This window comes from Streptomyces sp. BBFR51 (assembly GCF_044591655.1).
GTDB lineage: Bacteria > Actinomycetota > Actinomycetes > Streptomycetales > Streptomycetaceae > Streptomyces.
In genome coordinates, this window is sequence record NZ_CP172448.1 from 7,669,487 (window position 1) to 7,681,512 (window position 12,026).

Consider the following 12,026-nt stretch of genomic DNA (forward strand, 5'->3'; position numbering starts at 1 on the left):
GACTGCTTGTCCACCCTCCGTCCGTTCTCCGTCCATCAGCCGCCCGTGCGTCGTCCTTGCGAGGCAAGCCCTTGACTCCCGATCCGCTCGCTCCCCTCGACCTGGCGTTCTGGAACATCGAGTCCCCCGAGCACCCCATGCACCTCGGCGCGCTCGGCGTCTTCGAGGCCGACTCGCCCACCGCCGGGGCCCACGCGGCGGACCTGCTCGCGGCCCGGGCCCCCTCGGTGCCCGGACTGCGGATGCGGATCCGGGACACCTGGCAGCCGCCGCTGGCCCTGCGGCGGCCGTTCTCCTTCGGCGGCGCGACCCGCGAGCCCGCCCCCGGCTTCGACCCGCTCGACCATGTGCGGCTGTACGCCCCCACCACCGACTTCCACGCCCGGGCCGGGCGCCTCATGCAGCGCCCCCTGGAGCGCGGCCGCCCGCCCTGGGAGGCGCACGTGCTGCCGGGCGCGGACGGCGGCTCCTTCGCCGTGCTGTTCAAGTTCCACCACGCCCTGGCCGACGGCCTGCGCGCCCTGACCCTCGCCGCGGGCGTCCTGGACCCGATGGACCTCCCCGCCCCCAGGCCCCGCCCCGAGCAGCCGCCGCGCGGACTCCTGCCCGACGTGCGCACCCTGCCCGGGAAGCTGCGCGACGCCCTGTCCGACGCGGGCCGCGCCCTCGACATCGGCGCCGCCGCGGCCCTGTCCACCCTCGACGTGCGCTCCTCCGCCGCACTCACCGCCGCCTCCTCCGGCACCCGTCGGATCGCGGGCGTGGCGGTCGACCTCGACGACGTGCACCACGTCCGCAAGACCACCGGCGGCACCGTCAACGACGTACTGATCGCGGTCGTCGCCGGCGCCCTGCGCCGCTGGCTGGACGAGCGCGGCGACGGCAGCGAGGGCGTCGCGCCCCGCGCGCTGATCCCCGTCTCCAAGCGCCGCCCGCGCACCGCCCACCCACAGGGCAACCGGCTCTCCGGGTACCTGATACGGCTTCCGGTCGGCGACCCCGACCCGCTGTCCCGCCTGGACACGGTCCGCGCCGCCATGGACCGCAACAAGGACGCCGGGCCAGGCCGGGGCGCCGGAGCCGTCGCCCTGCTCGCCGACCACGTGCCCGCGCTCGGCCACCGGCTAGGCGGGCCACTGGTCTCCGGGGCCGCCCGGCTCTGGTTCGACCTCCTGGTCACCAGCGTGCCCCTGCCCAGCCTCGGGCTGCGGCTCGGCGGGCACCCGCTCACCGAGGTCTACCCGCTGGCGCCGCTGGCCCGCGGCCACTCCCTGGCGGTGGCCGTCTCGACGTACCGCGGGCAGGTCCACTACGGCCTGGTCGCCGACGCGAAGGCGGTGCCGGACCTCGACCGCTTCGCCCTGGCCCTGGCCGAGGAGGTGGAGACATTGCTCACCGCCTGCGGTCCCTGAGGTGATCGGGTTTGGCTCCGTGCCCCGGCGCTGAATAAAATCCGCTGTTCGAAAGCGGACGCGTCTCGGAGCGCCGCGACGGTGACCAGGGACGGCAGCGGCGATGACGGTGACACAGGACGGCTCGGCGACCACGGACGAGGTGGTGTACGGGTCCGGCGACGTGGCGGGACACGGCCCGGGAATCGACCCGGAGCGGCTCGCCGTCTGTCTGAGCGTGCTCGAGGAACTCGACGGGATCGAGGTCGACCACCCCGACGCGATCCGGGTCCGCCGCGCCACCTCGCACATCTACCGCATGGTCAAGCAGCGCCGCCGCCAGGAGCGCCGGGCCGCCAAGACCGCCCACGACAAGTCGGTCACCGAGGCCACCGCCACCGGTTCCGCCGAGCGCATCGACGACGAGACCGAGGGCATCCTGCCCTCCTCCCGTACCGGGGAGGGCCGGATCGCGGGGATACTCCAGCGCCCGCGCTCCTGCTACATCTGCAAGCAGCGCTACGTGGAGGTCGACTACTTCTACCACCAGCTCTGCCAGGACTGCGCCGCCGAGAACCGGGCCCGCCGCGACGCCCGCGCCGACCTCACCGGCAAGCGCGCGCTGCTCACCGGCGGCCGGGCCAAGATCGGCATGTACATCGCGCTCCGGCTGCTGCGCGACGGCGCGCACACCACGATCACGACCCGCTTCCCCAAGGACGCCATCCGCCGCTTCAAGGCCATGGACGACTCCGCGGACTGGCTCCACCGCCTGGAGGTCGTCGGCATCGACCTGCGCGACCCGGCCCAGGCCGTGGCCCTGGCCGAGCAGGTCACCGAGCAGGGCCCGCTCGACATCCTGATCAACAACGCCACCCAGACCGTGCGCCGGCTGCCCTCCGCGTACGCCGCGCTCGTCGAGGGCGAGAGCGCCCCGCTGCCCGCCGGGGAACTGCCGGCCCATCAGGTCATCGGCGCCTTCAACTCCGGTGCGGTGGACGGCCTGGCCGCGCTGCCGCCGGGCGCCTCGGGCCTCGACGCGCAGAAGGTGGCCGACCTCGCCCTGGTCGCGGGCAACGCCAGCGTGGTGAGGCACCGCGAGGGGACCGCCATCGACGCGGGCGGCCTGGTCCCCGACGTCGTCGACTCCAACACCTGGGTCCAGACCATCGAGCAGATCTCCCCGGTGGAACTGCTCGAGACCCAGCTGTGCAACTACACCTCGCCGTTCATCCTCATCAGCGCCCTGCGGCCGGCCATGGCCGAGGCCGCGCGCAAGGCGTCCGCGGGGCGCGCCTACGTCGTCAACGTGTCGGCGATGGAAGGCGTGTTCGCCCGCGGCTACAAGGGCGCCGGCCACCCGAACACCAACGCCGCCAAGGCCGCGATGAACATGGTGACCCGGACCAGCGCCCAGGAGATGTTCGACACCGACCGGATCCTGATGACCTCGGTCGACACCGGCTGGATCACCGACGAGCGCCCCCACTTCGACAAGCTGCGCCTGGCCGACGCCGGTTTCCACGCCCCGCTCGACCTGGTCGACGGCGCGGCCCGCGTCTACGACCCCATCGTGCGCGGCGAGACGGGCGAGGACCTGTACGGCGTCTTCCTCAAGGACTACGCACCCGGCAAGTGGTGACGGGTACGCCGTCTCAGTCGACGGCGCCCAGCCGCGAGTTCCGCGCCGCCGTCAGCTCCAGCACCGTGCGCCAGTCCTCCAGGACCCCGGCGTCGAAGACGGCCGTGCGGGCCTCGTCGTCCGCCTGACGCAGGCCGGCCACGTCGTCGTCGTGGGCCCAGGCCTCGGGGTGGGCCTGCCGGCGCACCAGGCGGGCGACCCGCGCGCCGAGCAGCGGCCGTACCGCCTCGGCGGTCCGGACGGCCGGGTCGCCGGGCCACAGCAGCCGGCCCACCGGCGACACCAGGCCGGCGACCTGGAGCTCCTTGTCGGCGGGCCGGCGCCGGCGCAGCAGCGCGGCCGTCCGCAGGGCGTGCCCGTGCGGATCGTCGGGCCCACCGCCGTGCCGCGCGGCGGACCGCTCGTCCCGGCAGGCGTACAGCAGGTCCATCAGCTCCTCGACGCTGCGCAGTTCCATGCCTCGGTCCTCCCACGAGACAGCCGTTGCCGACCGGCAGCAGACCATGGCGAGCTTGCGCCGCAGCCAACGGCAACTTAACTGCGCGACCCGTCGCCGCCGACATTCGAAGGTGCGGTCGCCGGTGTGGGCCGAACGGGTGAGTTGCACAGGGGTGCGAAAGTGGAGCTATCAGGGCACACTTGGGCCAACTGTGCACGCGGCGAAGGGCAATGGTTCTCCCATCTTTTGAGCCCCATAGAGCGCGCCCCCGCTCATTTGGTTAATCTGGATCGGACGGACGGCAGCACAGGGCACTACCCACACCCAAGGTCCGCCATGGGACAAGCCGGTTCACAACGGTCTGCTCTCGCACGAGTTACCGGCGCCACCGCGTCCGAACTGCATTCGACTCACACCCGAGCGGGCGACTGGTGCCGGACAGGAGACTGCCCGACAGGCCCCGAGGGTGACCCGACACATAAGGAGTGCGCGGTGACACCGGAGACAACGACGAACCCAGAGCAACGCACCGAGGAACGCACCGGGCGTGCGAGCCGCAGGCCCGGAGAGATCGGCAGCCTCGACGTGTGGGCGAGGTCCGCCCCGATCCGCCTGGCGGGCTACGAGGAGGACCTCGCGGAGCCCCACATCCTGCCCAGCGTGGACTGACCGGCGCCGCCACCCCCGCCACCGCCCACCGAAGCCGCCCGCGCATGGGCGTGCGAGACTCACGCCCATGCTGATCAGGCAAGCCACGGCCGACGACTGGCCGCACATCTGGCCCTTCTGGCACCGCATCGTCGCGGCCGGCGAGACCTACGCATGGGACCCGGACACCTCCGAGGAGGCCGCCCGGGCCCTGTGGATGAACCCCGCCAAACGCGTCTACGCCGCCGAGGACGAGACCGGCGCCGTCGTCGCCTCCGCCTACGTCACCGCCAACTACGGCGGCCCGGCCGCCCGCATCGCGGGCGCGGGCTTCATGGTCGACCCCGACCGGGCCGGCCGCGGCACCGGACGGGCCCTGGCCGAACACGTCCTGGCCGCGGCGAAAGCCGACGGATACCGGGGCATGGTCTTCAACGCCGTCGTCGAGACCAACCCGGCCGTGCGGTTGTGGACCTCCCTCGGCTTCACGATCCTCGGCACGGTGCCGGACGCCTTCGACCACCCGCGGCACGGGAGGGTGGGCCTGCACATCATGCACCGCGCCCTGTAGGGACCGCTCGACCGCGCCCGGCAGGGACCGCTCAGGCCGGCGGGGCCGTCCGCCGCCAGGGCCGCAGCGCCTCGATCCGCCCCGCCAGCTCCAGCAGCGCCGCCTCCGACCCCGGACGCCCCACCAGCTGTACGGCGCAGGGCGCGCCCGAGGGCAGGGTGCCCAGCGGCACCGTCATCGCGGGCCAGCCGGTCAGGTTCCACGGCGGCGTGAAGGGCGAGTACGCCGAGTTCGCCACCACGTTGCGCAGCCAGCCCCGCTCGTGCCAGGGCCCCGCCTTGGGCGAGCGGCGGGCCAGCGCCGGCGTCAGCAGGACGTCGTACTCGGCGAAGAACGGCTCCAGGCGCCCGCGCAGCCGCTCCCGGGCCTCGCCGGTCGACACCGCGCCGACGAAGCGCCGCCCGACGGCCGCGTGGACCCGTGTCCGCCCGGCCAGCAGCCGTCGGTCCAGGTCCCGCGCGTCCACCGACGTGCCGGCCGTCCAGTGGGCCAGGGCGGTCACGCTCAGTGACGCCGGGTAGGGCGGGTCCGCCCGCCGCACCTGGTGCCCCGCCTTCATCAGCACCTCGGCGGCCCCGCGCACGGCGTTCGCGTACGGCCGGGACACGGTGACGCCGGCCAGCGGGCTGCGCAGCGAGGCGGCGACGCGGAGGGCGCCGGAGTCCCCGCGGTCCGGCAGGGCGCCGTCCGCGAGGACCGTGAGCATCAGGCGGGCGTCCGCGACCGTCGTCGCCAGCGGCCCGTTCTCGGACATGCCGAACCAGTCGCCCTCGCCGATGCCGGCCGGCACGACGCCGTGGCCCGGCTTGACGGTGACCAGACCGCAGTTGGCCGCCGGGATGCGCAGCGAGCCCATGCCGTCGTTGCCGAGCGCGAGAGGCACCATCCCGGCGGCGACCGCGGCCGCGCTCCCGCCCGACGAACCGCCCGCCGAGCGGGTCGGGTCCCACGGGTTGCGGGCCGTGCCGTGCACGCCCTCGGTGGTGCCGAACACGCACAGTTCCGGCACGTTCGTCAGCCCCACCACCACCGCGCCGGCCGCCCGCAACCGGGCCACGGTGACATGGTCGACGTCCGCGGGCGTGTCCGGCGTCGCGGCCGAACCGAGCCGCGTGGACTCGCCGCGCACCGCGAGATTGTCCTTGACCGCCACCGGCACGCCGGCCAGCGGCAGTTCGGCCAGGTCTTCGCGGGCGCCCACCTCGTCGGCCTCGGCGAGCGCGGCCGGGGCCCGCACCGCGCGGAAGGCGCCGACGCCGCCGTCGAGCCGCTCGATCAGGGCCAGATGCTCCGCCACCACCTCGCGTGGCGTGACCCGCTTCTCGCGTACGGCGGCGGCGATCTCGGTGGCGGTCCGGCCGGCCCAGTCGGTCACGGAGGGCTCCTCGGGGTGGGGTGGCGAAATGACGACGGGATTGCGGGACGACGGGACGACGGGATTGCGGGACGACGGGACGACGGGATTGCGGGACGACGGGACTACTGGCGAGTACGAGCAGCACTCTGCCCGCCCCCGGCGCCCACGTCGAGAGTGCGGACCGCCCGGTCGCCGGCCCGCTGTCCCGGTCAGGCCGGCCGGGCCGCTCCCGTGCTGTCCCGCTCGATCAGCCGCGGCACCGGCACCCGCACCGTCCGGGCCGGGCCGCCGTCCAGCAGGGCCGTCAGCTCCGTCGCCGCCGTGCGGCCGAACTCCACGCTGTCCCGGGACAGGGCGGACAGCCACGGCTTGACCATGCGGCACAGCGCCGAGTCCTCCCAGGCCACCACGGACACGTCCGCCGGCACCGAGAAACCGAGGTCGGCCGCGGCGGCGACCCCGGCGACGGCCATCACGTCGTTGTCGTAGATCAGGGCCGTCGGGGGAGCGGGCGCCTCCAGGACCCGGCGGGTGACGGCCGCGCCCTCCGCGTCGGAGTAGTCGGTGGTCACCGACTCGACCTCGCCGAGGCCGCGCCGGGCGGCCTCGGCGCGCAGGGCCCGGATACGGCGCTCGGTGTGGGCGAGTCCCGGCAGCCCGGCGATGTGCGCGATCCGCCGGTGCCCGAGCGCGTGCAGCCCGTCCACCAGCGCGGCCATCGCGCCCGCGTCGTCCGCCCACACCGTCGACAGGCCCGGGTGGCGTTCGTCCGGCGCGCCGCCGATCACCACGGCGGGCAAGCCGAGTGCGTCGAGCAGGTCCGGGCGCGGATCGTCGGTGCGCGGGTCCACCACCAGGACGCCGTCCACCCGGTGTTCGGCCCACCAGCGCCGGTAGACGGCGCACTCGTCGTCGACGTCCTGCGCCACCTGGAACAGCAGGCCCAGATGACGCCGCGCCAGCACCTCCTGGATGCCGGAGACCAGTTGCAGGAAGAAGGAGTCCACGCCGAGGGTGTGCGCGGGCCGCGCCAGCACGAAGCCGACCGTCGCCGCACCCTCCCCGGACAGCGCGCGCGCCGCCGTACTGGGCCGCCACCCGAGCTGCTCGGCCACCCGGCGCACCCGGTCCCGGGTGATCTCGGAGACCCCCGGCCGGTCGTTCAGCGCGAACGAGACCGCGCTCTCGGAGACCCCGGCCCGCCGCGCGATGTCCTTCATCGTCGGCCGCCGCGCCGCAGGCCGCTTGGCCGGCATGTACGCCCCTTTCCCGGTGCTGAGCTAAAGCGCTTGAGTGGAAAGATCCTAAAGCGCATTAGTGGATCGTGGCAAGTAAAGCAGCAGTGGCCGTCTGACCTGGACTAATGCTCTTCACGTGTCTTTAGTTCCCGTGAATCCATTGACTTCCCGCGGAATCGCCGTGCATGGTCGCTGCCATCCCACCGTCGACGTCTTCAGGGAGACGTGTCACCGTGCCCACCTCGCGCAGAACATTCGCCGTCGCCGCCGTCGCCGCCCTCGTCCTGCCGCTCAGCGCCTGCGGCTCCGGAGACGACGGCGGTGGTTCGTCGGACGCCTCGGGCAAGGTCGAGGGCGACATCACCTTCCAGACCTGGAACCTGCGGGCCAACTTCAAGGACTACTTCGAGGGCCTGATCGCCGACTTCGAGAAGAAGTACCCCGGCACCCACGTCAAGTGGGTCGACCAGCCCGGCGAGGGCTACGCCGACAAGATCAGCGCCGACGCCGCCGGCGGCACCCTGCCCGACGTCGTCAACGTCTCCCCGGACCTCGTCGCACCGCTCGCCAAGGCCGGCCTCGCCCTCGACCTGGACAAGGCCGCGGGCCAGTACGAGAAGGAGTACCTGGAAGGGGCCTGGGCCAGCCACCGGATACCGGGCACGGACGGCACGTACGCCTTCCCCTGGTACCTCAACACCGGCCCGCTCTTCTACAACAAGTCCCTCTTCGAGAAGGCCGGGCTCGACCCCGAGCAGCCTCCGAAGACGTACGACGACGTCTTCGACGCCGCCCTGACGATCGCCGACAAGACCGACGGCGAGGTCGCCACGCTCGCCAACGTGCCCACCATCGAGGACTTCGGCCGCTACGGCGTACCGCTCATGGACAAGGAGGGCACGGCCTTCGCGTTCAACGATGCCAAGGGCGTCGAACTCCTCACCAAGTACAAGGAGCTGTACGACGCCAAGGCCCTCGACCCGCAGGCGCTGACGGCCACCCCCGAGTCCTCCGGGAAGAAGTTCCTCACCGGTGCCGTCGCCATGAACCCGGGCAGCGCGCTCGACCTCGCCAACTTCAAGAAGCAGGCGCCGAACCTGTACAAGAACATCGGCATCACCGACCAGATCACCAGCACCGGCCACGTCAACATGTACGTGATGGGCCTGATGGTGAACCAGCAGAGCCAGCGCAAGCCCGCGGCGGTCGCCTTCGCGCACTACGTCACCGACGCGGCCCACCAGATGTCCTTCGCCAAGCAGGTCGCCATCTTCCCGAGCACCGCCGGTTCGCTGGACGACCCCTACTTCACCAAGGAGGACGGGACCGACGAGACGCGCGTCCGGGTCGCCGCCGCCAAGTCCCTCAAGGACGCCGTCAACTACACGCCCGTCCTGTTCAGCGAGCAGATGAAGACCGAGCTGCGCAACGAGGTCGCCAAGGCGCTCCAGGGCAAGCAGAGCCCCGAGGAAGCACTCGACAACGCCGTCAAGGCGTGCGACCGGCTTCTGCAGCAGCAGGGCTGAGACGTCATGGCGAGTCCCACCGTCACCGGCCCCCGACGCGTCGCCCAGGGCGCGACCCGGCGCGTGCGGCGCCAACTGCCCGCCAGCCCCTGGCTGTTCGCCGCGCCCGGTCTGCTGATCACCGGCGCGTTCATCCTGTACCCGTTCGTCTCCACGCTCGTCAACTCCTTCACCGACCGCCGCACCCTGGTCCCGGGCGAGTTCGTGGGCCTCGCCAACTTCCGCGAGCTGCTCCACGACGACATGTTCTGGATCGGCCTGCGCAACAGCTCCCTGTACGTCCTCGGGGTCGTCCCCGCACTCGTCCTGCTGCCGCTGCTGCTCGCCCTGCTGGTGCAGAAGAACATCCCCGGCATCACCTTCTTCCGCTCGGCCTTCTACACCCCGGTCGTCGCCTCGATCGTCGTCGTCGGGCTGATCTGGGTCTGGCTCCTCGACGAGCGCGGACTGGTCAACTCCCTGCTGGAGATGCTCGGCGCCAGTCCGGTCGGGTTCCTCAGCGACCAGTGGCTGATCCTGCTCAGCGCGATGGCCGTCACGGTCTGGAAGGGCCTCGGCTACTACATGATCATCTACTTGGCGGCGCTCGCCAACGTGCCCCGCGAGCTGCACGAGGCCGCCGCGGTGGACGGCGCGGGCGCGGTCCGCCGCTTCCTCACCGTCACGGTGCCCGCCGTCCGCTCCACCATGGTCCTGGTCGCGGCGCTCTCCTCGGTCGCCGCCTTCAAGGTCTTCTCCGAGGTGTATCTGATGGCGGGCCCGAGCGGCGGCCCGGCCGGTGAGGACACCACCCTCGTGATGCTGGTCCAGCGCACCGGCACCGGCCTGACCGGCCGGGTCGGCTACGCCTCCGCCATCTCCGTCGTCGTCTTCGTCGTCACCGTCGCCCTGATGCTGCTCGTGCTGCGCGCGGACCGGAAGGAGGAGTCGTGAGCGTCGTGGAGAAGCCCCTGCCCGCCGAGAGGCCGCAGGTCGCGCCGGCCCGCGAACCCCGTGTCACCGACGAGCACGGCCGCCGCGTACGCGGGTGGGAACTGGCCCTGCGCTACCTGCTCCTGCTCGGTGTCCTCGCCCTGACCATCGGCCCGTTCCTGTGGCAGCTGTCGACCTCGCTCAAGGGTCCCACCGAGGACATCTTCAGCTCCCCGCCGAAGTTCCTGCCCGCCGAGCCCACGCTGCACAACTACGAGCGGGTCGCCGAGACCATCCCCGTGTGGGACTACGCCCTGAACTCGCTGAAGGTCGCCGCGGCCAACGTGGTCACCAACTGCGTCGGCGCCGCCCTCGCCGGCTACGCCCTGGCCCGGCTGCGCTACCGCGGCCGGCGCGTCGCCACCCTGGTGTTCATCCTGGCCATGCTCGTGCCCGTGGAGGGCATCATCATCGCCCAGTTCACCACCATGCGGGAGCTGGGCCTGAACAACACCCTGATCGGCGTCGTGCTGCCCGGCTGTGTCAGCGCCCTGAACGTGCTGCTGATGCGCAACGCCTTCCTCAACCTCCCCTACGAGATAGAGGAAGCCGCCTACGTCGACGGCGCCAACGTCTGGCAGCGGTTCCTGCGGATCGCGCTGCCCTCGGTGAAGGGCACGCTCGCGGTCGTCGCGATCTTCGCCTTCATGGGCGCCTGGGACGACTTCCTTTGGCCGCTGATCGTGCTGAGCGACCCGTCCAAGTTCACCCTGACCATCGGCCTCAACTATCTGCACGGCACCTTCGCCAACGACGAGCGCCTCGTCGCCGCCGGCACGATCATCGCCGTGGCGCCGCTCATCGCCCTCTTCGCCTGCCTCCAGCGGTACTTCTTCCGCGGCGTGGGCGAGGGCGCCGTCAAGGGCTGAACCACCCGCTTCCCCCTCACAAGGACACCGCATGCCTTCTGCCGTGCGCTTCGGCGTCAACTACACCCCGAGCGTCGGGTGGTTCCACCACTGGCTCGACTTCGACCTCGACTCCGTACGCGCCGACCTGGACTCCGTCGCCGCACTGGACGTGGACCACGTCCGCGTCTTCCCGCTGTGGCCGTACTTCCAGCCCAACCGCTCCCTGATCCGCGAACGCGCCGTCGAGCACCTGGTGGCGCTGGTCGACGCGGCGGGTGAACGCGGCCTCGACGTCAACGTGGACGGCCTCCAGGGCCACCTGAGCAGCTTCGACTTCGTGCCGGCCTGGACCCGCACCTGGCACCGCCGCAACCTGTTCACCGACCCGGAGGTCATCGACGGCCAGGCCACCTACCTGCGCACCCTCGCCGCCGCCCTGTCCGGCCGGCCGAACTTCCTCGGCATGACCCTCGGCAATGAGGTCAACCAGTTCTCCGCCGGGCCCCATCCCGACCCGGACCGTGCGACCAGCGAGCAGATCGACACCTGGCTGGAGCGGATGCTCGCCGCCTGCGAGGAGGGCGCCCCCGGCCGGATGCACCTGCACGCCGAGTACGACGCCACCTGGTACCAGGACGACCAGCCCTTCACCCCGGCCCAGGCCGCCCGGCAGGGCGCCGTCACGGCCGTGCACTCCTGGGTCTTCAACGGCACCGCACAGCGCCACGGCCGTACCTCCGTGCCCAGCGAGCACCACGCCGCCTACCTGATCGAGCTGAGCAAGGCCTGGGCCGACGACCCGCACCGCCCGGTCTGGCTCCAGGAGGTCGGCGCCCCCGCGCCCCTCGTCCCGGCCGAGCACGCTGCGGCCTTCACCGAGGCGACCATCGACAACGCCCTGGACAGTCCCGACCTGTGGGGCGTCACCTGGTGGTGCTCGCACGACGTGTCCCGGGAGCTGGCCGACTTCCCCGAGCTGGAGTACGGGCTCGGGCTGCTCACCAACGACCGCCGTCCCAAGGGCGCGGCACGCGCCCTGGCCCGCGCGGCCCGCGCCGCACGGGACGGGGCCCGTCCCGCTCCCGCCCCGCGCACCACCGCTCTCGTCGTCCCCGCCGATCCGGGGCGGCGCTCGGCCTGCGCCCCCGGCGGCGCCGTCTTCGACGCCTTCTTCCGGCTGGTCGCCGACGGCGCCCGCCCCACCACCGTCCTCGACACGCGCGCCGCCGACCCCGGGCACCTCGCGGCCCGCGGCATCACCGAGGTCGTCACCCCCGACCAGGTGACTCCCGCGACACGGGAGGCCCCGCACGGACCCCACGTCCACCAGGGAGGCACCCCCTCGTGACCGCCGCACGATTCGAACCGCACGCGGTGGGGGAGCTGTACAC

11 protein-coding genes are annotated in these 12,026 nt (G+C 72.6%); 8 read left to right on the forward strand and 3 right to left on the reverse strand.

Features of this window, described 5'->3' with window-relative positions; all coding sequences use genetic code 11:
• Positions 1-71: 71 nt before the first annotated feature.
• Complete coding sequence (locus ACGH7X_RS34760) at positions 72-1,412, forward strand: wax ester/triacylglycerol synthase family O-acyltransferase (RefSeq protein WP_399893107.1); 1,341 nt, start codon at positions 72-74, stop codon at positions 1,410-1,412.
• A gap of 103 nt (positions 1,413-1,515) precedes the next feature.
• On the forward strand, positions 1,516-3,033 hold the full coding sequence (locus tag ACGH7X_RS34765; RefSeq protein ID WP_399893109.1) for an SDR family NAD(P)-dependent oxidoreductase: 1,518 nt from the start codon (positions 1,516-1,518) through the stop codon (positions 3,031-3,033).
• A 13-nt stretch (positions 3,034-3,046) separates the two neighbouring features.
• Here the strand turns inward: ACGH7X_RS34765 and ACGH7X_RS34770 are convergent, their stop codons facing one another.
• On the reverse strand, positions 3,047-3,490 hold the full coding sequence (locus ACGH7X_RS34770; RefSeq protein WP_399893112.1) for a hypothetical protein: 444 nt from the start codon (positions 3,488-3,490) through the stop codon (positions 3,047-3,049).
• A gap of 474 nt (positions 3,491-3,964) precedes the next feature.
• Between ACGH7X_RS34770 and ACGH7X_RS34775 the strand changes: the two genes are divergently transcribed.
• Complete coding sequence (locus ACGH7X_RS34775) at positions 3,965-4,141, forward strand: hypothetical protein (protein WP_399893115.1); 177 nt, start codon at positions 3,965-3,967, stop codon at positions 4,139-4,141.
• 67 nt (positions 4,142-4,208) lie between these two features.
• Positions 4,209-4,691: a GNAT family N-acetyltransferase gene (locus tag ACGH7X_RS34780; protein WP_399893117.1), complete on the forward strand. Its 483-nt coding sequence runs from the start codon at positions 4,209-4,211 to the stop codon at positions 4,689-4,691.
• A gap of 31 nt (positions 4,692-4,722) precedes the next feature.
• On the opposite strand, the gene ACGH7X_RS34785 is transcribed toward ACGH7X_RS34780, so the two are convergent.
• A complete protein-coding gene (locus ACGH7X_RS34785) occupies positions 4,723-6,066 on the reverse strand; it encodes an amidase (RefSeq protein ID WP_399893120.1) in 1,344 nt (447 codons plus the stop codon).
• Between the two features lie 191 nt (positions 6,067-6,257).
• Positions 6,258-7,304: a LacI family DNA-binding transcriptional regulator gene (locus tag ACGH7X_RS34790; protein WP_399893123.1), complete on the reverse strand. Its 1,047-nt coding sequence runs from the start codon at positions 7,302-7,304 to the stop codon at positions 6,258-6,260.
• 215 nt (positions 7,305-7,519) lie between these two features.
• Between ACGH7X_RS34790 and ACGH7X_RS34795 the strand changes: the two genes are divergently transcribed.
• Genes ACGH7X_RS34795 through ACGH7X_RS34810 form a run of 4 tightly spaced genes read left to right on the forward strand, consistent with a single transcriptional unit; the run spans position 7,520 to position 11,983 of the window.
• Positions 7,520-8,812, forward strand: a complete 1,293-nt coding sequence (locus ACGH7X_RS34795; RefSeq protein ID WP_399893125.1) for an ABC transporter substrate-binding protein — start codon at positions 7,520-7,522, stop codon at positions 8,810-8,812.
• A 6-nt stretch (positions 8,813-8,818) separates the two neighbouring features.
• Complete coding sequence (locus ACGH7X_RS34800; RefSeq protein ID WP_399893128.1) at positions 8,819-9,745, forward strand: carbohydrate ABC transporter permease; 927 nt, start codon at positions 8,819-8,821, stop codon at positions 9,743-9,745.
• Positions 9,742-10,653 carry a carbohydrate ABC transporter permease gene (locus ACGH7X_RS34805; protein ID WP_399893131.1) on the forward strand — a complete coding sequence of 304 codons (912 nt, stop codon included), beginning with the start codon at positions 9,742-9,744 and terminating at the stop codon, positions 10,651-10,653. The genes ACGH7X_RS34800 and ACGH7X_RS34805 overlap by 4 nt, the downstream gene beginning before the upstream one ends.
• Positions 10,654-10,684: 31 nt before the next feature.
• Positions 10,685-11,983: a glycosyl hydrolase gene (locus tag ACGH7X_RS34810; protein WP_399893134.1), complete on the forward strand. Its 1,299-nt coding sequence runs from the start codon at positions 10,685-10,687 to the stop codon at positions 11,981-11,983.
• Positions 11,984-12,026 lie beyond the last annotated feature (43 nt).

Coding starts and splice junctions, on each gene's coding strand:
- ACGH7X_RS34800 (WP_399893128.1), top strand. CDS start 8,819: ATGGCGAGTCCCACCGTCACCGGCCCCCGACGCGTCGCCCAGGGCGCG.
- ACGH7X_RS34780 (WP_399893117.1), top strand. CDS start 4,209: ATGCTGATCAGGCAAGCCACGGCCGACGACTGGCCGCACATCTGGCCC.
- ACGH7X_RS34810 (WP_399893134.1), top strand. CDS start 10,685: ATGCCTTCTGCCGTGCGCTTCGGCGTCAACTACACCCCGAGCGTCGGG.
- ACGH7X_RS34770 (WP_399893112.1), bottom strand. CDS start 3,490: ATGGAACTGCGCAGCGTCGAGGAGCTGATGGACCTGCTGTACGCCTGC.
- ACGH7X_RS34790 (WP_399893123.1), bottom strand. CDS start 7,304: ATGCCGGCCAAGCGGCCTGCGGCGCGGCGGCCGACGATGAAGGACATC.
- ACGH7X_RS34765 (WP_399893109.1), top strand. CDS start 1,516: ATGACGGTGACACAGGACGGCTCGGCGACCACGGACGAGGTGGTGTAC.